This is a genomic window from Aequorivita lipolytica, from assembly GCF_007997135.1.
GTDB lineage: Bacteria > Bacteroidota > Bacteroidia > Flavobacteriales > Flavobacteriaceae > Aequorivita > Aequorivita lipolytica.
In genome coordinates this window covers 21,618-41,239 of sequence record NZ_VORU01000003.1, presented here as the reverse complement: position 1 = coordinate 41,239, position 19,622 = coordinate 21,618, and the positions used below count along the sequence as shown (strand labels likewise).

The 19,622-nt window shown below is 36.9% G+C and carries 17 protein-coding genes; 6 read left to right on the top strand and 11 right to left on the bottom strand.

What is annotated here, in order from left to right; genetic code table 11:
- The first annotated feature begins 19 nt into the window (after positions 1–19).
- From ESV24_RS04825 to ESV24_RS04800, 6 genes are all read left to right on the top strand, one after another.
- On the top strand, positions 20–385 hold the full coding sequence (locus ESV24_RS04825) for a heavy-metal-associated domain-containing protein (protein WP_111814855.1): 366 nt from the start codon (positions 20–22) through the stop codon (positions 383–385).
- An 81-nt stretch (positions 386–466) separates the two neighbouring features.
- Positions 467–787 (top strand): four-helix bundle copper-binding protein, encoded by a 321-nt coding sequence (locus tag ESV24_RS04820; protein ID WP_111814857.1) that lies wholly within the window; start codon positions 467–469, stop codon positions 785–787.
- Between the two features lie 418 nt (positions 788–1,205).
- Complete coding sequence (locus ESV24_RS04815; RefSeq protein ID WP_111814859.1) at positions 1,206–1,739, top strand: hypothetical protein; 534 nt, start codon at positions 1,206–1,208, stop codon at positions 1,737–1,739.
- 421 nt (positions 1,740–2,160) lie between these two features.
- Positions 2,161–5,346: a SusC/RagA family TonB-linked outer membrane protein gene (locus ESV24_RS04810; protein ID WP_394364089.1), complete on the top strand. Its 3,186-nt coding sequence runs from the start codon at positions 2,161–2,163 to the stop codon at positions 5,344–5,346.
- Positions 5,347–5,357: 11 nt separating this feature from the next.
- The gene (locus ESV24_RS04805; RefSeq protein ID WP_111814865.1) at positions 5,358–6,791 is read left to right on the top strand and encodes a SusD/RagB family nutrient-binding outer membrane lipoprotein; all 1,434 of its coding nucleotides are present in this window, start codon (positions 5,358–5,360) and stop codon (positions 6,789–6,791) included.
- A 139-nt stretch (positions 6,792–6,930) separates the two neighbouring features.
- Positions 6,931–7,782, top strand: coding sequence for a zinc-dependent peptidase (locus tag ESV24_RS04800; protein WP_160110587.1), 852 nt, complete (start codon positions 6,931–6,933; stop codon positions 7,780–7,782).
- Here ESV24_RS04800 and ESV24_RS04795 read toward each other — a convergent pair.
- The 11 genes from ESV24_RS04795 to ESV24_RS04745 form a co-directional block, all read right to left on the bottom strand.
- A complete protein-coding gene (locus ESV24_RS04795; RefSeq protein WP_111814869.1) occupies positions 7,779–8,756 on the bottom strand; it encodes a YpdA family putative bacillithiol disulfide reductase in 978 nt (325 codons plus the stop codon). The two genes, ESV24_RS04800 and ESV24_RS04795, sit on opposite strands and share 4 nt — an antisense overlap.
- A gap of 7 nt (positions 8,757–8,763) precedes the next feature.
- Complete coding sequence (gene rpe, locus ESV24_RS04790) at positions 8,764–9,423, bottom strand: ribulose-phosphate 3-epimerase (protein ID WP_111814871.1); 660 nt, start codon at positions 9,421–9,423, stop codon at positions 8,764–8,766.
- A 270-nt stretch (positions 9,424–9,693) separates the two neighbouring features.
- The gene (locus tag ESV24_RS04785; RefSeq protein WP_111814873.1) at positions 9,694–10,557 is read right to left on the bottom strand and encodes a sigma-70 family RNA polymerase sigma factor; all 864 of its coding nucleotides are present in this window, start codon (positions 10,555–10,557) and stop codon (positions 9,694–9,696) included.
- A 128-nt stretch (positions 10,558–10,685) separates the two neighbouring features.
- Positions 10,686–11,330, bottom strand: coding sequence for a hypothetical protein (locus ESV24_RS04780; protein WP_111814875.1), 645 nt, complete (start codon positions 11,328–11,330; stop codon positions 10,686–10,688).
- A 35-nt stretch (positions 11,331–11,365) separates the two neighbouring features.
- Positions 11,366–11,920, bottom strand: coding sequence for an RNA polymerase sigma factor (locus ESV24_RS04775; RefSeq protein ID WP_111814877.1), 555 nt, complete (start codon positions 11,918–11,920; stop codon positions 11,366–11,368).
- 19 nt (positions 11,921–11,939) lie between these two features.
- A complete protein-coding gene (locus ESV24_RS04770; protein ID WP_111814878.1) occupies positions 11,940–12,974 on the bottom strand; it encodes a hypothetical protein in 1,035 nt (344 codons plus the stop codon).
- 124 nt (positions 12,975–13,098) lie between these two features.
- The gene (locus ESV24_RS04765) at positions 13,099–14,298 is read right to left on the bottom strand and encodes a glutamate-5-semialdehyde dehydrogenase (protein WP_111814880.1); all 1,200 of its coding nucleotides are present in this window, start codon (positions 14,296–14,298) and stop codon (positions 13,099–13,101) included.
- Between the two features lie 29 nt (positions 14,299–14,327).
- Positions 14,328–15,098, bottom strand: a complete 771-nt coding sequence (gene proB / locus ESV24_RS04760; protein WP_111814882.1) for a glutamate 5-kinase — start codon at positions 15,096–15,098, stop codon at positions 14,328–14,330.
- Positions 15,099–15,119: 21 nt separating this feature from the next.
- Complete coding sequence (proC, locus tag ESV24_RS04755; protein ID WP_111814884.1) at positions 15,120–15,920, bottom strand: pyrroline-5-carboxylate reductase; 801 nt, start codon at positions 15,918–15,920, stop codon at positions 15,120–15,122.
- A gap of 333 nt (positions 15,921–16,253) precedes the next feature.
- On the bottom strand, positions 16,254–16,961 hold the full coding sequence (locus ESV24_RS04750) for a TIR domain-containing protein (protein ID WP_111814886.1): 708 nt from the start codon (positions 16,959–16,961) through the stop codon (positions 16,254–16,256).
- Positions 16,962–17,175: 214 nt separating this feature from the next.
- Entirely contained in the window at positions 17,176–19,425 is a 2,250-nt protein-coding gene (locus ESV24_RS04745; RefSeq protein ID WP_111814988.1) for a polyribonucleotide nucleotidyltransferase, read from the bottom strand.
- Positions 19,426–19,622: the final 197 nt, after the last annotated feature.

Sequence of the window (19,622 nt, the reverse complement as noted above, 5' to 3'; positions counted from 1 at the left end):
AACTTTAAAAATAGAATGTATGAAAAATGTAATTGTAATTTTAGGAATAGTATTAATTAGTGCTGCCGGTTTCGCGCAAAACAAAAACGCCAAAGCCACTATTGAAGTTGATGGCGTTTGCGGAATGTGCAAAGAACGAATTGAGAAAGCCTCCATTCAGGCGAAGGGCGTCAAATCTGCAATTTGGAGTGTAGAAACACACGAATTAAACCTTATATATAATGAGGGGAAAACAGATTTGACAAAAATTCAACAAAGTGTTGCGGACAGCGGCCACGATACGCAGGACATTAAAGCCAAGGACGAGGTTTATGAAACTATAAATCCTTGCTGTAAATACCGCGATCCGCAAGTAATTGAAGACCATAAAGACGGGGGCGAATAAATTTCCGCGAAATTTTATAATTTTCTTAGCACACAGTAACGCTTGGAATTGGTAATTTAATTTCATAAAAAAAACTATATTATGAAAAATGAAAAACTAATTCAAGCTTTGGGCAATTGCATAAACCATTGCAACTATTGCGCTGATGCTTGCCTTGATGAAGAAAATGTAAAAATGATGGTAAACTGCATCCGTACCGACAGGGTTTGTGCCGAAGTTTGCAGTACGCTCAATCAACTTTTGGCAACGGGTTTCAAGGACGTTGAAGATCTAGTGAGGTACTGCGCAAGAATATGTGATACCTGTGCCACAGAATGTTCCAAGCACGAAGCAAAACACTGCAAGGAATGTGCAGAAGCCTGTAAAAAATGTGCGGAAGAGTGCCGTGTATATTTGGCGTAATGCTGGATGTTAAATTTAAGCTAAGGAGAGAATAATTTAACATTGGTACCTTATACCTTTATATTGTTAATTTTTTTAAAAAAACAATTATTATGTCAGAAAAAGCGCAAAACAAAAAGCCTCAACCTGCAAATGGCCCACAAGCCAAAAAACAGGATCCTAAAAAGGCTTCGCCAACTGCTCCTAAGAAGAAGTAGTCTTTGGCCGGTCTGATTCTAGACCAGAAAACCATCCAGATTTAAAATTTGGATGGTTTTTTTATTTCCATCGGATAGCTAAAATTTTTTATATTTTTGAATAGTTAATTTTTACCCCAGCCCTAAAGGGAGATTTATAATCATTTTTAAAAACAAGAATGTTTTCACAAAAACTTTACTCTTCCCTTTAGGGGCAGGGGTCAAACATCAAACAAAAAAATATGAAACAAATTTTAGGCATAGGCTCGCGGATAAATCATCCCAAACACGGAAAAGGAGTTGTTACGAATGTTACGGCAAAAATGTATTGGGTAACATTTATTGAAAATGGTCTGGAAACAATAGCTACGGACGATGATTTTGAAATTATTGAAGCCGCAGAAGACGAAGTGGATACGGTAAGTTTTTACGAAGTTGAAAAAAGCCTTCGCGATATTCTTAAAAAATGGAATGGTTTCAGTGAGATCGTTCCTATAGCCGACAAATGGAAGGGCGGAAGCATGATCTTAAAGCCAGCTGATTCAAACTTGTCCTCTAAAGAAATTCCTATCGATACTTTTTTTCATAAAATTGTAATGCTTCGTGACCGATTGCGAGTAATGGAACAAAAAATTAATGCGAGCAAAGAGCTTTCTGAGCAGGACAAAATAGATTTGCAACAATACATAACTCGGTGTTACGGAAGTTTGACAACTTTCAATGTTCTTTTTAAAAATAATTCACAGCAATTTAGAGGCGAAAGTGTGACTAAATAGGATGAAAAAAGCTGAATAAAAATATTAACAAATTTTATGTTAATTGGTATACCTTGGAAAATGGTTTTTTCTGCAATAGGAACACAAAGTAATTTATTGCGCAAACCTTGAAAAAGTCTTCAAAACGCCATTATTCGCATTGTTGGGGCAATTGTTCATAAAGTGTTTGAAATTTTTTGAAGAAAATTTCAAACACTTTTCTGTATATTTAGATTTCACAGGTCTTTCGAAAACATAAGAAAACCAAGGCTTTGCAAAAAATTGAAGCCAAATTTGGCGAGAGATGGACATTTTAAAATAACTTTTTGATAAAATTTTCATAATCTACTTTCATTAAAAGTTGGAATTGTAAGATTTTATTGGCACTTTTGATGTGCTAATTCAAACAAACATAAAAATGAAAACAAAGTTTAGTGGAATTTTGACACTATTATTAGTGTTAATTGTGCAGCTCGCTTTTGCACAGGAAAAAACAATTTCCGGAATGGTAGCCGATGACACAGGCCTGCCACTTCCAGGAGTTAACATAATTATAAAAGGTACTAGCACCGGAACGCAGTCTGATTTTGATGGTAATTACACCATTGATGCTGCTATGGGGCAAACACTTATATATAGTTATGTAGGTTTTGAGACCCAAGAGAAAGCTGTTGGGGCCTCAAATAAGATGGATGTTACTTTGCAAGCTGGTTCAGTTTTGGACGAGGTTGTTGTAACTGCATTAGGTATCTCCCGTGAAAAACAATCATTGGGTTACTCTACACAACAAGTAGCAGGGGAAGATCTGGCTACTGTAAAATCCAATAACTTTACCAATGGACTTTCCGGTAAGGTTGCGGGACTTCAGATTAGAAGAAACAACAACTTTGGTGGTTCTACCAACGTAGTTATTAGAGGTATTACCTCTTTAACTGGTGACAACCAAGCATTATTTGTTGTGGATGGAGTACCAATCAGTAACAGAAACACCAACAATGCGAATCAAAAAAATTCCTCTGCTGGTAACTATTACGATTATGGTAACGCTGCTGCAGATATTAACCCAGACGATATTGAATCTGTAAACGTGCTTAAAGGTGCTGCTGCATCTGCACTTTATGGTTCACGTGCCGCAAGTGGTGTAATTATTATTACAACTAAAAAAGGTAAAAAATCAAAAGGATTGGGAGTTACTGTTAACTCTGGCGCTCTCGTAGGCTTTATTGATAAGAGTACATTTGCTGAGTATCAAACAGGTTACGGTGCTGGTTACGGTGGAGAAGCTTTTACTTCAGAGGATATTAATGGTGACGGTATTGATGATGTGGTTTCAAATTATCTTGATGATGCTTCTTACGGTCCTGCATTTAACGGCCAATTTATTTATCAGTGGGATTCATTTGATCCAGCTTCGCCAAACTATCTTAAGAGAACTCCTTGGAGAAATGCGGAAAATGGACCAATTACATTCTTCGAAACTCCTATAACACTTACAAACTCTATTTCTGTCTCTAATGGTTTTGAGAATGGTTCTTACCGTATGTCTTACTCCAAATTAGATCAATCTGGTTTAATGCCAAATAGTCAAATAGATAGACATAACTTTATTTTTACCGGAACTTTTGATCTTTCAGAAAGATTAACAGCCTCTGCATTTACAAACTTTATTAAAACTGATGCATTGGGACGTAACTCTACTGGTTATAACGATAACGTGGTAGGTAACATGAAGCAATGGTGGCAAACAAACGTAGATTTGAAAGCTCAAAAAGATATCTATTTCGCTACAAAAAGAAACATTTCATGGAACCCGGGTTCCAGCGAGCCTGGAGCTAGCCCGATATACTGGGATAACCCATACTGGACGCGTTATGAAAACTTTCAAAATGATAGCAGAAACCGTTTTCTTGGTAACTTCGAATTAAATTATGAACTGGCTGATTGGGTAAGTGTTACCGGTAGAGTTTCTACTGATACTTATAATGAGCAACAAGAAGAGCGAAGAGCAGTAGGTTCTGTGCCAACTTCTTTTGGTGTTACTAGAGGAAATGTTGATTCTGGATACTTAAGACGTGATTTAACAGTTACTGAAACCAACTATGATTTATTATTTAATTTTGATGCGGACATTACAGAAAGCATTAGTATAGCTGGTATTTTGGGAACTAACATTAGAAGAAATGAGTTTAACTCTATAACTAACTCTACCGCTGGTGGATTGGTGGTTCCTGGGCTTTATTCAATTCAAAATTCTGCATCAGACATTCCAAAATCTCAAGAAGCAGCACAGAAACTTGGTGTGGACGGTGTTTACGCTAGCGCCTCTCTTGGTTTAGGAAACGTTGTTTACATAGACGGAACAATCCGTAGGGATCATTTCTCAACACTTCCTGTTGATAACAGTTCATTCTATTACCCATCTGTATCTACTAGTTTTGTGTTTAGTAAATTAATTAACGTAAACGCTATTTCTTTTGGTAAATTAAGAGCAAACTACGCTGAAGTAGGTAATGGACCAGAATTTGATAAATTGTTTAATACTTTTGATATCAATACTGATATTGGAACTTCTGTTCCTAGTGTTGCCAACAATCCTAATTTGAAGCCTGAGCGCACCAAAAGTTACGAGGCAGGTCTTGAAATGAGATTTGCTAATAATAGATTAGGTTTTGATGTATCTTACTACAAGACAAACTCTCTTGACCAAATTGTACAAGTGCCAATTTCTGAAGCAACTGGTCAATCTAGAAAACTTTTGAACGCTGGTGAAATTGAAAACAAAGGTCTTGAAGTATCGTTAAACGCTACTCCGGTAAAAACTGATAATTTCAGTTGGATGATTAATGGTAACTATACTAAAAATAAGAGTGAGGTACTTGCGCTTCCAGAAGGAACAGAAGTTATTGAGCTTGCAAGATATCAAGGTGGTGTGAGAATTAATGCAGCACTTGGACAGCCCTACGGTGTTATTTATGGAGCTGACTTCGTTTATAATGAAAATGGAGATAAAGTAGTTGGAGCAAATGGTAAGTATAAAAGAACTGGTCCAAATGAAGTTATTGGAGATACCAACCCAGATTGGTTGATGGGTATTACTAATACTTTAAATTACAAGGCTTGGTCATTTAGCTTTTTGATAGATGTTCAACAAGGTGGAGCTGTATTCTCACTGGATCAATACTACGGTCAAGCAACAGGTTTATATCCTGATACTGATTTCATAAATGATTTAGGTAATCCTGTTAGAAATTCTATTGAAGATGGAGGTGGTTTTATAAACCCTGGAGTTCTTGAAGATGGCACTCCAAACACAAAAAGAGTGGATGCGTCAGGATTTGGCCAATTTGGTTATGCTGCTAATCCACAATCTGAATTTGTGTATGATGCAAGCTACGTAAAGTTACGTCAAGCTTCTCTTAGCTATACTATGCCTTCAAAGTTTCTTGACAATACATTTATGACTGGCCTTCAGTTCACGTTAACTGGATCGAATCTTTGGATCATTGATAAAAACACGCCTTATGCAGATCCTGAATCTGGATTGAGTTCAGGTAACTCTCAAGGATATATTACAGGTTCATTGCCAACTACCCAAGATTATGGGTTTAACATTAAAGCACAATTTTAATACATAGAAAAATGAAGAAACTGATTTTAATTTTAACAGCGGCCGTTTTTGCCGCCTCTTGTTCGGATAGTTTAGAAGATCTGAACCAGAATATAAAAGATCCTACTGCGGTAAGTGGTGAGAGTTTGTTCGCATCTGCTGAAAAACAGCTTGCAGATCAAATAACCACGCCAAACGTAAACCTCAACAACCTTAGGTTGTGGACGCAGCAATGGCAGGAAACAACTTATCCTGATGAAAGTAACTATGATCAAGCAACCCGTCCTATTCCAGATAATCACTGGAGAGAAATGTACAGAGACGTCTTGAGAGATCTAAAGGAAGCAAGTATAAATATTGCTGCAACAGACAATGACATTTCAAATCCATTAAAGCCAAACAAATTGGCAATTATTGAGATATTGAATGTTTATGCTTGGAGTAATTTGGTAGAAACTTATGGTGATGTTCCTTACACGGAAGCATTGGATATCGATAACTTGCTACCTAAGTATGACGATGGTTTAACCGTTTACAAAGATTTACTTGTACGTTTAACCGCAGCTATTAATTCTATGGATACTAGCAAAGGAAGTTTTACTGGTGATGTAGAAAAAGTTTATGCTGGTGATGTTGCATCTTGGAAAAAGTTTGGAAACACGCTTAAGTTAAGAATGGGTATCATTCTTGCCGATGTTGATGGTGGTGCTGCTAAAGCTGCTGTAGAATCTGCTGTCGCTTCTGGAGTTTTCACAAGCAATGCGGATGACGCAGGTTATAACTATACTTCTCCTCCAAACGGAAACCCGTTAAACAACAACTTAGTATTGAGTAACCGTAATGATTACGTTGGTGCTAAAACTATGATCGATAAGATGAATGAACTAGAAGATCCACGAAGAGGTCAATTTTATACTGAAATTAATGGTGAATTTGTGGGAGGTGTAATTGGAGATCAAACTGTTTATTCTGATTATAGCCATGTAACGCCATCTATTTTAGATGGAGACTATCCAGGTTGGTTGTTACAATACGCTGAAACTGAATTTTTGCTAGCTGAAGCTGCTGCAAGAGGTTACAGTGTGGGTGGTGATGCTGAAAGTCATTATATCGCTGGTATTACAGCTTCTTTTGATTTCTGGGGTGCAGATGGTATTGCTGATTATCTTGCTAAGCCTGATGTTGCTTATGACAGCGCAAATTGGAGAGAGTCAATTGGCACACAAGCTTGGTTAGCACTTTACAACAGAACTTTTGCTCCTTGGCTTTCAATAAGACGTTTGGATTTTCCAATTTTGGTTGAGCCATTAGATCCTGAGTCTGGATATCCAGTACGTTATCCTTATCCAGTATCTGAAATTAACTTAAATAATTCGAATTATGAGGAGGCTGCCAGCGCAATTGGTGGAGATGTAACAGAGAATAAACTTTTCTGGGATGTATTTGATAATACATTTGGCTTTTAATTAAAAGTCTCATAGAGTAAATATTTAATTAAGTCCCCGACATTTGTCGGGGATTTTTTTTGTTCTGTATCCAAACGGTATAGGGAATAAACCATTTCATAGAACGTTATATTTAACCCAACGCACTAATAGTATATACTTGTTTATCTTAAACAAAAATCTAGTTCTTCAATCTGAGGCGGTCGCACCCTGGCTCGCACCCTATGCTTATGGTATAGTAATTCTTGGATTCATTTTCTTTCTATTTAGGATTTTTGAAAACTGGTATGCCGCAAATTTTGATAAACCATTATTTAGAAATTACCTCGTTTTCAAAAAACTCTCAAGTGCTCAATTGGCGATACTTACAACTGAATTCAGTTTTTATAATAAACTTTCCGAAAAGCAAAAGAAACAATTTGAGCATCGAGTGGCAAAATTTGTATCTGAAAAGAAATTTGTTGGAAGAGGCGAGTTGGAGATTACTGAGTTAATGACGGTTTTAATTGCCGCTGTAGGCTGTATGCTGAGCTTTGGACGAAAAAACTACATCTATTCACTAATTGAATTTATCCTCATTTACCCTGAGGAATTTTACAGCAAGGTAAATAATGATTATCATAAGGGCGAATTCAATCCTCGAGAAAGGGCATTAGTGCTTTCTTGGAAGGATTTCGAAGAAGGTTTTAAAATTAGTAATGACAATCTAAATGTGGGTATTCACGAATTTATGCACGCAATGCAGCTAGAGTCAACAAAAAACCGTGATTTGGATTCAATAAGATTCACAAAACAATTTCAAAATATCTTAAAAGAGCTAACACGCCAAGAAGTAAAGAATCAATTAGACAAAACGGAATTTTTTCGCGCCTATGCTTTTACCAATCAATACGAGTTTATGGCCGTTTTGGCAGAATACTTTTTTGAATCGCCGGCAGATTTCAAACGTATTTTTCCAAATATATATAACTACACAAAAAAATTACTGAATTTTAATTTTGCCGGTTATTAAAGCTCTTTTATAATATTGTCAAGAATTATCTGGGCGTGTATTCTAGAGTTTTCAATAAACCATTTGTGGGTCTCCAACCCGCCACAAATCACACCGGCCAAATAAAGTCCTGATACATTTGTTTCCATAGTTTCGGGATTGTAATTTGGAAGTTGTACGCTATCAGTAGAAATCTGAACCCCTAACCTCTTAAGAAAATCAAAGTTTGGTCTATATCCGGTAAGTGCAATTAGAAAATCATTTTGTAGAATTTCTATTCCGTTTGGAGTATTAATAAATACTTCGGTTTCTGTTATTTTTTGAATTTCAGCATTAAAGTAAGCGTTGATGCTTCCTTCTTTAATCCGGTTTTCAATATCTGGTTTTACCCAATATTTTACGCGTTCTCCAATCTCTGGACCACGAACTACCATAGTTACATCGCCACCTTTACGCCAAATTTCCAAGGCAGCATCAACTGCAGAATTGCTGGCGCCAACCACCACAACTTTTTGCATTACAAAAGGATGTGCTTCCTTGTAATAATGCATCACCTTTGGCAAAGATTCGCCTTCTACGTTAAGCAGCTGAGGAATGTCGTAAAAACCTGTGCTTACAATTATATTTTTAGCTGTGTAGGTTTTTTTATTTGAAGTAATCTCAAATTGGTTTTCATACTTCTCAACTGAGATTATTTCTTCGTACAAATTTATTTGAAGCTTATTTGAAGTGGCAACACGGCGATAGTATTCCAACGCTTCATTGCGTGTAGGTTTTGGGTTGTTGCTTATAAAGGGAATATTGTCAATTTCCAATTTTTCTGAAGTGGAAAAAAAGGTCATGTTCAAGGGATAATTATAGATTGAGTTAGTAAGAGTACCTTTTTCCATCACTACATAATTCAATCCCTTCTTTTTACATTCAAGTGCGCAGGCTATGCCAATAGGCCCGGCGCCAATGATTAGAACGTCCTTTGGAGCTTCATCAATAGACATCCGAAATTTATTTTATAAGTTCTTTCAAATCTGAAATAGTTTGTGAAGGATTGCTTGCTCCAAAAACATAACTGCCCGCTACCAAAACGTCGGCACCTGCATCTACAAGCTGTTTAGCGTTTTGATTGGTTACGCCACCGTCTATTTCAATTTTGGTAGAAGCACCGTTAGCTTCAATTATTTTTCGAAGTTGCTGTACTTTTTTATACGTGTTTTCTATAAAACTCTGTCCACCAAAACCTGGGTTCACACTCATCATGCAGACTAAATCAATATCATTGATGGTGTCTTCCAGCAACGAAACATTTGTGTGTGGGTTTAATGCTACGCCTGCTTGCATTCCTTCGGCTTTAATGGCCTGTAGTGAACGATGAAGATGCGTACAGGCTTCATAATGAACCGTGAGTATATTTGCCCCCAAATCTGCAAATGCCTTAATGTAACGATCGGGATCAATTATCATTAAATGTACATCCAATGGTTTCTTGGCATATGCCGCAATACTTTTAATTACGGGCATTCCAAAGGAAATATTTGGAACAAAAACGCCGTCCATTACGTCAAGATGAAACCAATCTGCTTCACTGTTGTTTACCATTTCAATATCGCGCTGAAGGTTGGCAAAATCTGCGGCGAGGATAGAAGGGGCTATTATTGTATTACTCATTTATAAAGGTTTTGGCAAAGGTAAATATAAGTTTGGAGTTTAAGAGTTTATAAGTTTATGAGTTTAAAAGTTTAGGCGTTAATAACCTTAAAACTTCGATATGGTTAGAATTGATATCTATTGTTTTAAATTTTCTTAATAGATTCCTTCATAATGGTTGGAATGAAAAAACCTCCGGTAATCAGCCGGAGGTCATTCATCAATCAAAAAACGAACAGTTGTAATTCCCGCAAAGGCGGGAATCTCATACTGTAAGTTGTCTTTATGGGATTATCCCAAATAAGTCATCAATATTTTGCTTCGTGAAGTGTGTTTCAATCTTCTAATTGCTTTCTCTTTAATCTGACGAACGCGCTCTCGGGTAAGATCAAAAGTTTCGCCAATTTCTTCCAAAGTCATTGGGTGTTGATCTGCAAGACCAAAATATAAACGGATAACGTCTGCTTCACGGGGCGTTAATGTTTCCAATGCGCGCTCTATTTCGGTACGCAGAGACTCGTGCAATAATGCGCGGTCTGGGTTTGGACTTTCGCCACTTCGCAAAACATCGTAAAGGTTACTGTCTTCTCCTTCAACAAGCGGTGCGTCCATCGATACGTGGCGGCCAGAGTTTTTCATGGACTCCTTCACATCGTTGATGGTCATATCCAGCTCCTTTGCAATTTCTTCAGCAGAAGGTGGACGCTCATTGGCCTGTTCCAAATAGGCGTACATTTTGTTGATCTTGTTGATGCTTCCAATTTTATTTAAGGGAAGACGAACAATACGCGATTGTTCTGCCAAAGCCTGCAAAATAGATTGGCGAATCCACCAAACAGCATACGAGATAAATTTGAAACCACGCGTTTCATCAAAACGTTGCGCGGCTTTAATTAGGCCGAGGTTTCCCTCGTTAATAAGATCTGGAAGCGTAAGCCCTTGGTTTTGATATTGCTTCGCCACCGATACAACGAAACGAAGGTTTGCCTTGGTCAATTTTTCCAAAGCGCTCTGATCACCCGCCTTTATGCGCTGTGCCAATTCTACTTCTTCGTCTGCGGTGATTAAGTCAACTTTTCCAATTTCTTGAAGATACTTGTCTAAGGAAGCGGTTTCCCTGTTGGTAACCTGCTTTGTAATTTTAAGTTGTCTCATTTAAGGTTTGTCCTGTAGATTAAGGTTTAAAACTTGTGTACCTTATTATACGTAAGAAACCTAAAAAAGGTTACAGAAGTTTTAAGTTTTTTTTAAGATTATGTTTTCAAAACTACAGAATGTGCTACTTATTGTACAGGAATAATGGTTTTATTTAGTGCGGTTGAATCTAAAGATTTTTGTTTTTCCGAAATCAAACTGTCAACTTCCTTCTTGTTGGCGGTAATTATTTGTTTTCCATTAAGGCTGTTGTAATAATAATACATTTCGGAGATATTGAACGTATCGTCAATGTCATTCTTTTTTGAAGAAAGCTTTCTGGTTTCGTGGTTCGCAGCCGGCTCGGGCGAAGGTTCTGTTCGTAAAGAATTTTCTTCGTTATTTTCTGTTGTATTTTCCTGTACTGTTGAAATTTTGGAAAGTTTTTCGCCGGTTCCCGGTTGCTGACTTAATGCATTTTTCGATAAAATTTTAACCTCAGATTTTTCATTTTTTCCTTCTGAAGGAGATAAAGATCTTTCATTTAATGTTGCATTATTTTGTGGTGGTGGAGTAGTTGACATTAAAAAACTACCGTTGTCAAACACTAACAATACTCCTATTAAAACCGACAGCCCGCCGCCTACGAGCCAGTACAAAATTATTTTTTTCCTTTTGCGTTTTTCCTCATCCAGAGAAATATTTATTTTTTCCCAAAGACTGTTGTTGGGAGTTCTTTTTCCTTCGTTCAACTTATTTTCGAAAAGTGTTCCTATGTCTTTCTTTTGTCCCATTTTGTTGAGACGCACGGCCGTGCGTCTTTCCGTTTTTATTGAGACGTACGGCCGTACGTCTTTAAAGTTTTGTTGAGTTCAATAATTTTTTCGCGTAAAATAAGCTTTGCGCGGTGATAGTTGGACTTTGAAGTTCCTTCGGAAATGTTTAAAAGCGAAGCTATTTCTTTATGCGAAAAACCATCCATTTGGTATAGGTTAAACACAAACCTGTATTGATCCGGAAGATTTTGGATAAGCTTTAGAAGTTGTTCCAAATCAAGGTTTTCTGTTTCTTCAACAGCAATTGTCTCTTCCAGAATGTCATCTTTAATTTCAATATTTATAGGCTTGACAGCCTTGTATTTATCTATGGCTTTATAGATGGTTATCCGCTTCATCCAGCCTTCAAAAGAGCCTTTGTTTTTATACGTTTTTATCTTTTGAAAAATAGTTATAAAGGCATCGTGCAAATTGTCTTCAGCATCAACTTCATTCCTGCAATATTTTAAAGAGGTAAAATAAAGGCTGTCTTTGTACTGCCGGAACAATTCATTTTGAGCTGTTCGGTTGTTTTTTATGCAGGCTTTTATGAGTTCGGATTCTTTCAAATAAATTGAAAATGTTTTATCAGCATTTAATTGCTTTTAAAATTATAGGTAAAGTTGCTACAATATCTCCCGTATTTACATCATCAAATCTAACATAGATAATCTGCGGGTTGACGGTGTTCTCATACTGTAAATTCACAATGGCATTAATGCCTGCCAGCATATCTTCATAGGTTTCATAATAGCTTGTAACCACAGTTGCTGGGTCTTCTATTCCAGCTAATGGAAAAAAACATTCAAAGAAACTTTCCAGATCAAAAACTGCCCTTTGCGAACCTGGTTCGGTTTCGCATTCTTCAAAAAGAAATTTTCTACAGGGTTCGTAACAGTCCTTGGTCAGTAAGAAACTATCTGTTCCATTTTCTATTTGCATCTGCATTTCGTCAAAATTGATTACTTTCCAATCAAAATTCCAGTCCTCACTTACCTTTTCGTCTCCTGTTGGAAAAATATTGAGGTGCAATTCATCTTCTATAAAATAGGTAACCCACGTTCCGCCGAAAGCGTTCTCTTGAAAAATGAGCCCCACGTTTCCAGAATAATTTACTTCGAAGTAAGAACCTTCATATTCACTGTTGGGGCCGTCAAGATGTTTTACTTTCCAGATGCAAGTGGATTGGCAGAGTATATTATTGCAGGTGGTTATAGTATCAGTTTCTAAACATTTATCAATTGCCTCTTTCAGCTCTTCGTTGTTATTAATAACATAGGGTTGGCTGTTATTTAAAATACTGCTTATTGGGTAACTTAGGCTGATGGATTTTCCTTCTTCCAAAGTTCCCAAAAATTCACTGAATTCAATATCGCTCTTGATAACTTGGTAAGCGAAAATGTCCATGTTTTCGTCATAGATGACTAATGTGAAAGCGTAGTTGAAATCAATACAAGTAATTTTATTTTCGAAATCATTTCCTGCCGCTCGTTCAATAAGGTTATAAAGTTCAGAATTCACCTGAATAACTTTGGAAGGGTCCGCCTTGCTTATGGGCTCGTTTTCGCATGAATTGAAAAATGTGAGCAGAAGAATAAGTGGTAAATAAAAAAAGTTTTTCATAATAATTTCATTACGTTGTTACCCTATAGTCTGAAAATTTTTAAAAGGTTGCGTGAAGATTAAAAAAAAAGCCTCCAGCTCCGAAGACTCGGAACTGAAGGCTTGTTTGGTAAAGTTTCTTATTTTAAACTCTTACATGCCCGTCACCAAAAACATAGTATTTATTGGTAACTAGCTGTTTTAAGCCCAACGGACCACGATGGTGCAATTTGTCTGTACTGATGGCAAGTTCTGCGCCAACACCCATTTGGCCGCCATCCGTGAAGCGGGTAGAGGCATTGTGATAAACGGCAGCACTATCCACATTTTCCATAAAATGTTTTGCTGTTTGAGTGTCTTCCGTGAGAATAACACTGGAATGACCGCCACTATATTTATTAATTTTTGATATGGCTTCATCCATTCCATCAACGCTTCCCACTGCGATTTTCATTGCTAAAAATTCTTCATTCCAAGTTGCTTCATTTGGGATAGATTTATTTTCTGAAAGCACTTTTTTTATTTCATCATCTACCAAAATTTCTACTTTGGCTTTTTCCAAAACAGTTTTTAATTCCTGAAGGCGTGTTTCATAATGGGGAAGTTTTTTATCAATTAAAACTTTATCCAAGGCATTACAACCCGATATTTTATCAGTCTTTGCATTTAAAATTACCTGTAGCGTTTTTATCCAATCGGCATCTTCGGCTACATACAAAAAGTTATTTCCTCTTCCGCTCACCAAAACGGCGCATTTTGCATTTTCCTTTACAAAATTGATCAATCGTTCACCACCTCGTGGAACAATAAGGTCCAATGGTTCGGTTGGATTTTTAAGAAAGGCTTGTGTTTCTTCCCTGTTTAATACCAGCATTTTAATCCAGTCGTTTTCCAACCCATTTTCAGCAAGTGATTTGTGCCAGCAAGACACCAATTCTTTATTACTATTGTACGCTTCTTTGCCACCTTTCAATAAAATTTTGTTATTCGCTTTAAAGGCTAATACAGCAGCTTCCACAGTAACGTCTGGCCTGGATTCATAAATAATCATAATAGTTCCGAAAGGAGCTGTTCTATTTATAATATTAAGACCATTGTCTAAGGTAGCATTTGAAATTTCCTGATTTACGGGATCTTCTTGTGCGCGTACTTCAGAAATAGCTTTTATCATTCCATTAATTTTGGAATCGTCAACTACCAAACGATCGTATAATGCCTGGTCGTCTTTTTTAAAAGCCTCCAAATCTTTTTTATTGGCTTCTAAAATGGCAGCGCGGTTTTGTTCTATGTTTTTCATCATAGAATCTAGTACGTTGTTCTTTGTTTTGGTGTCTATCAATTTCATATTATCTCTCTTCTGTTTTTAGTTATTATTTATGCGTAAAATTTTGTTCCGATTTTTTTTCCGTTCAAAATATCTACAATTACATTTTTCTGTTTTCCGTTTGCTATATAGGTAGGTATATTTTTTCGGGCGGTTTCTTTGGCGATTTTCAATTTAGATTTCATTCCGCCGCGACCTTGGCCTTCACCTTTTTCGCATTTCTGAACATATTGTTCTACTTTTTCTTCATGGTGCACTTCATTAATTTTTTGGGAATCCTCATCGTCAGGGTGCCCAGTATATAGGCCATCTGTGTCTGTTAAAATAATCATTGCGTCCGCTTTAACTAGTTCTGCTACCAGACTTGCCAATTCGTCGTTATCGCTGAACATGGACATTGTTAATGATACTGCGTCGTCTTCATTTGCAATGGGTACAATTCCTTCATCGAGCAAACCTTCATAACAATTAATCATGTTTTCTCGATGTTTTCCGGGTGAAAAATCGCGTTTTGTTGCCAGAATTTGTGCGCAACGCATTCCGTGATCATGAAATAAACTGTAGTAATGTCTCATCATTCGGGGTTGCCCTACCGAAGAATAAATTTGTCTCCGGGTAGAATCATCTTTGGCCCTACATTCGCCCAAAACTTCTTTTCCGGCAATTGCAGATCCTGAGGAAACCAATATTGGCATAATCCCGTTTTCATACAATTCTGCAATTTGACGGACAAGTTCATTTAGAATTGGACCTACAATTCTATCGTCCCTGTTCGTCATAACGTTGGTTCCTACTTTAATAACCACTCGTTTTTTATTCATAACTTTTCTTTTGGTATTTGTTTATTTTCCGAGCTCTGTTGCTCTGTCAAATGCCGCGTATGCAGCTTCCTTAATTAATTCTTTTACGTTGTTGTCTTCCATGGAATCCAAAGCTGCTCGAGTTGTGCCTCCTTTTGAGGCGACCATATCCATCCACGCATTTGGTGAAAGGTCTGAATCATTGAACAATGCCACGGCACCTTCAAACGTTTGGGTAACCAATATTTTTGAATCGTTTTGTGAAAAGCCCATTTTTAGAGCGGCTTCCATCATGGATTGCATAAAGTAAAAAACATAGGCCGGCCCACTTCCTGAAATACCTGTAGAAGCATTTATGAAAGTTTCATTTTCAACATGAATAGCTTCTCCTGTAGTGTCGAGAAGATTGCGAACCATGATAAGTTCAATGCGGCTCACTTCTTTTGATTCTGTAAAGGAAGTCATTCCCAAACCTACTTTTGCAGGAAGATTGGGCATGGCACGAACTACTTTTTTAACCCCTAATCCTTCTTGAATGGAATTGATGGTAATACCTGCCATTAAGGAAATAAAAAGCTGGTTTTCATTGACATGCTTTTTTATCGAATTAAATAACTCTTCACTGTGATAAGGTTTCACGGCTATAAAAACTACATCCGCTTTCGGAAGGCAATCATCAATTTTATCGTAAACATCAAAAGTCGGGATTTCCTTTAACTCCAATGTTTTTTCTGGTGAAACATCGTAGATCATTAAATTCCTACGATTTAGATATGGCGATTTTACCATACCTTCTGCATAGGTCAATCCCATATTACCTGCGCCTATTACTAGTACTTTCATAGTTGGTTTTATTATTTAGCCTATATAAGTGCAAATACTGTACTAGAAAGGGGCCTTATTATTAATTCGGCTAAATGTTAAAAATAAAGGGATGTTAGCTCAATGGTTGATGCAAGGGAGAGAGAATCACTAAAGGTTTGTTAAAACTATAATCTACAATTAAAGCTATGCTAATATGTCGGTAAACGAAGCTTATCAGTAAAATACTGCTATTGTGGCATAAAAAACGCCCGCTCCGAATTCTCGGCATTGAATGCGTTTTTTAAATCTAGATAATTTGTTTTATGTGTCGTTTTTTAATTTGTATCCACTCACTATTAATTCTTCTCTAATTTAATTTTGCCAATTATTGGCATCATCAAATTTTTCATAAATAACTCCTTGATAATCTGTTGGAAATTCGAAATTATTATTTGTTTCTAATAATCCAACAACATTTTCTCTACCTATTTTACCAATAAAATAACCTAATTCAAAAATTACATTTTGCCTAGCTCTTAACTTAGCATTTTCGTATTTATCATTTTTATTCAAACCTAGATCATCTGCGGAAAGTAAAACTACTGCAAAACCAACGTCTGATTCGTGTTCGAATTTTTCAATTATAGTTCTTCCTTGATTTCGCTGCTCATGAAGAATTATTGGTTGTAAGCCAAGATTTCCGATAAAATCAGCAACCTTTTTTTTCATTACTTCATTATGTCCATGTACGATAAAAATTTTATTAGATGGAGGGGTATGCAACCGAACAGACTTAATCTTACTAAGAGAAACATCGGTTTGCTCCATTAATCTACTCATCTTCAGTAAATGTAAATCATTTGAGAAACGAAGTTTATGTATGTCAAATTCCGAAACACTCTTAGCCTTTAAAATTTTTCTGAATTTATCAATCTTCTCCTGAACATCTATTTTTGCAGTAAACAGTTCTAAAGTTTTATCAGTTATTTCTTGAACTTCCTGTTTTAATTTATCCGATTTATAGGTTAGGATTAAAACTTTATGATCTAAAGATTCTATTTCTTTTTGAAAATCTTTCATAAAAATGCTAGATACCCGTTATATAATTATCTTTTGTTATGCCGTAAATATATCAGGATAAGTCAATCTTTTTGTTACCGTTATCCCGTAAAGATAAATTTTTTATCACATTATCTAAAGGACTTTTACTTCCAATAAATTCTTTCAATGAACTTATTCCAAATAAAAAACGCCCTCATTGCTGAAGGCGTTTTTTGAATATTTAAAAAGAGAATTAATCTCTCTTTCTATCTCTGTCACGGCTATCGCGACTATCACGGCCACGGTTGTCGCGTCCACGATTATCTCTGTCTCTTGAACCACTTCGGCTATCGTCGCGTGGTGGACGTTCTTTGTAACCTTCTGGTTTTGGTAACAACGCTTTTCTTGAAACTTTATCTTTTTTCGTTCTAGGATCGAAACCAATAAATTTCACATCAAAAACATCACCCATATTTACAACATCGGTTACGTTTTCTGTTCTTTCCCAAGCAAGTTCACTAACGTGTAGTAATGTCTCGTTTCCGGGAGCATCCTTATATTCTACAACAGCACCGAAGTCAAGCATTTTGATCACTTTCACTTCATAAACACTACCAACTTCAGGCTTGAAGGTAAGCGAATCTATCTTCGCCAATACTGCATCAATTCCTTCTTGGTTTGTTCCAAGAATTTCCACGATACCTTCTTCGGTAATAGGATCTTCATTGATAACAATAGTGGTTTTTGTAGTTTTTTGAAGCTCTTGAATCACTTTTCCACCAGGTCCAATCAAAGCACCAATAAATTCGTTTGGAATAGTAACGGTAACCATTTTTGGAGCGTGTGGCTTCACATCTGCATTTGGCGTTGCAATAGTCTCGATTAATTTACCAAGAATGTGCAAACGACCCGCTGATGCTTGCTTCAAAGCATTTACCAAAATTTCGTAAGAAAGTCCTTTTACTTTAATGTCCATCTGGCAAGCGGTAATTCCGTCAGCCGTTCCAGTAACTTTAAAGTCCATATCACCCAAGTGATCTTCATCACCTAAAATATCAGAAAGAACTGCGTATTTTCCAGTTTCGCCATCAGAAATCAATCCCATTGCAATACCGGAAACAGGTTTCTTCAATTGAACCCCAGCATCCATTAACGCCATTGTTCCGCTACAAACCGTTGCCATAGAAGAAGAACCGTTAGATTCCAATACTTCTGCAACTACACGTACTGTATATGGACAATCTTTTGGGATCATTCCTTTTAACGCTCTTTGTGCCAAGTTTCCGTGACCGACTTCTCTACGAGAGGTTCCGCGAATTGGGCGGGCTTCACCAGTTGAGAAAGGAGGGAAGTTATAGTGAAGGTAAAAAGTTTCTTCGCCTTCAAAAGAGGGCATATCAATTTGGTTTGCTTCGCGAGAAGTTCCCAAAGTAACTGTTGCCAAAGCTTGTGTTTCTCCACGTGTGAAAAGTGCGGAACCGTGTGTGGAAGGTAAATAATCAACCTCACACCAAATTGGGCGGATTTCATCTGTTTTTCTTCCATCCAAACGCAGACCTTCGTTTAAGGTAAGGTCACGAACGGCAGCTTTCTCAGCTTTTCTATAGTATTTTGAAATTAAATCGCCAAAATCTGCTAATTCCTCTTCAGAAAAAGTAGCTTTAATTTCTTCTTTTATTTCAGAAAAGGAAGCGCTTCTTTCGTGTTTTGCAGATCCTGCTTTTGCTACGGCGTATACTTTGTCATAAGCCATATCGTAAACTTTCTTTTCTAAATCTTCATCTTCGCGTTCAGAAGGGTATTCACGAACCTCTTTTCTTCCAAATGCTTCGGCCAATCTAAGTTGGGCTTCACATTGTTTTTTAATATGTTCGTGGGCAAATTTAATTGCTTCCACCATTTCTTCTTCTGAAATTTCTTTCATTTCGCCCTCAACCATCATCACAGAATCTATAGAAGCTCCAATCACCATATCGATGTCTGATTCTTCCAATTGTGCTCTTGAAGGGTTGATTACAAATTCACCATTTACTCTTCCCACGCGTGCTTCAGAAATAGCACATTCAAAAGGAAAATCTGAAAGTTGGATAGCCGCAGAAGCCGCCAAACCTGCCATTGCATCTGGCATAACATCGTCGTCGTGACTCATCAACTGAATCATCACCTGTGTTTCAGAGTGATAATCCTTTGGGAAAAGTGGGCGCAAAACGCGATCTACTAAACGCATTGTTAATACTTCGCCGTCGCTTGGTCTTGCTTCTCTTTTGAAGAAACCGCCTGGGTAACGACCCGAAGCAGCAAATTTTTCACGATAATCTACAGTTAATGGTAGAAAATCCAAATCTTTTTGTTCGTAATTTGAAACTACGGTACATAGCAACATACATTTTCCGGATTGAACAACAACAGCTCCGTGGGCCTGTTTTGCCAATTTTCCGGTTTCGATGGAAATTTCTCTTCCATCACCAAGGTCAATGACCTCTCTAAATACTTTAGGTATCATTTGTTTTTCATTTTTTGTGCTCCAAAGCTTTTGCATTTTCAGCACTAGCAAAGGAGTACGTTAATTTTGGTCAAAGCCTGATTTTCAGACTTAGTGTTGTTGTGTTGTTGTGGTTTGACCAATGAAAAACCTAAGGGTAGCTTTTCTGTGTTTTCACACTAAAATCTAAAGAATAAAATAATAATAATAAAATAAAA

Bases quoted from the DNA above. Each gene is read 5' to 3' on its own strand.
- ESV24_RS04825 (WP_111814855.1), top strand. From the start codon at position 20: ATGAAAAATGTAATTGTAATTTTAGGAATAGTATTAATTAGTGCTGCC.
- ESV24_RS04820 (WP_111814857.1), top strand. From the start codon at position 467: ATGAAAAATGAAAAACTAATTCAAGCTTTGGGCAATTGCATAAACCAT.
- ESV24_RS04815 (WP_111814859.1), top strand. From the start codon at position 1,206: ATGAAACAAATTTTAGGCATAGGCTCGCGGATAAATCATCCCAAACAC.
- ESV24_RS04805 (WP_111814865.1), top strand. From the start codon at position 5,358: ATGAAGAAACTGATTTTAATTTTAACAGCGGCCGTTTTTGCCGCCTCT.
- ESV24_RS04795 (WP_111814869.1), bottom strand. From the start codon at position 8,756: ATGTCTATTGATGAAGCTCCAAAGGACGTTCTAATCATTGGCGCCGGG.
- rpe (WP_111814871.1), bottom strand. From the start codon at position 9,423: ATGAGTAATACAATAATAGCCCCTTCTATCCTCGCCGCAGATTTTGCC.
- ESV24_RS04785 (WP_111814873.1), bottom strand. From the start codon at position 10,557: ATGAGACAACTTAAAATTACAAAGCAGGTTACCAACAGGGAAACCGCT.
- ESV24_RS04780 (WP_111814875.1), bottom strand. From the start codon at position 11,330: ATGGGACAAAAGAAAGACATAGGAACACTTTTCGAAAATAAGTTGAAC.
- ESV24_RS04770 (WP_111814878.1), bottom strand. From the start codon at position 12,974: ATGAAAAACTTTTTTTATTTACCACTTATTCTTCTGCTCACATTTTTC.
- ESV24_RS04765 (WP_111814880.1), bottom strand. From the start codon at position 14,298: ATGAAATTGATAGACACCAAAACAAAGAACAACGTACTAGATTCTATG.
- proB (WP_111814882.1), bottom strand. From the start codon at position 15,098: ATGAATAAAAAACGAGTGGTTATTAAAGTAGGAACCAACGTTATGACG.
- proC (WP_111814884.1), bottom strand. From the start codon at position 15,920: ATGAAAGTACTAGTAATAGGCGCAGGTAATATGGGATTGACCTATGCA.
- ESV24_RS04750 (WP_111814886.1), bottom strand. From the start codon at position 16,961: ATGAAAGATTTTCAAAAAGAAATAGAATCTTTAGATCATAAAGTTTTA.
- ESV24_RS04745 (WP_111814988.1), bottom strand. From the start codon at position 19,425: ATGATACCTAAAGTATTTAGAGAGGTCATTGACCTTGGTGATGGAAGA.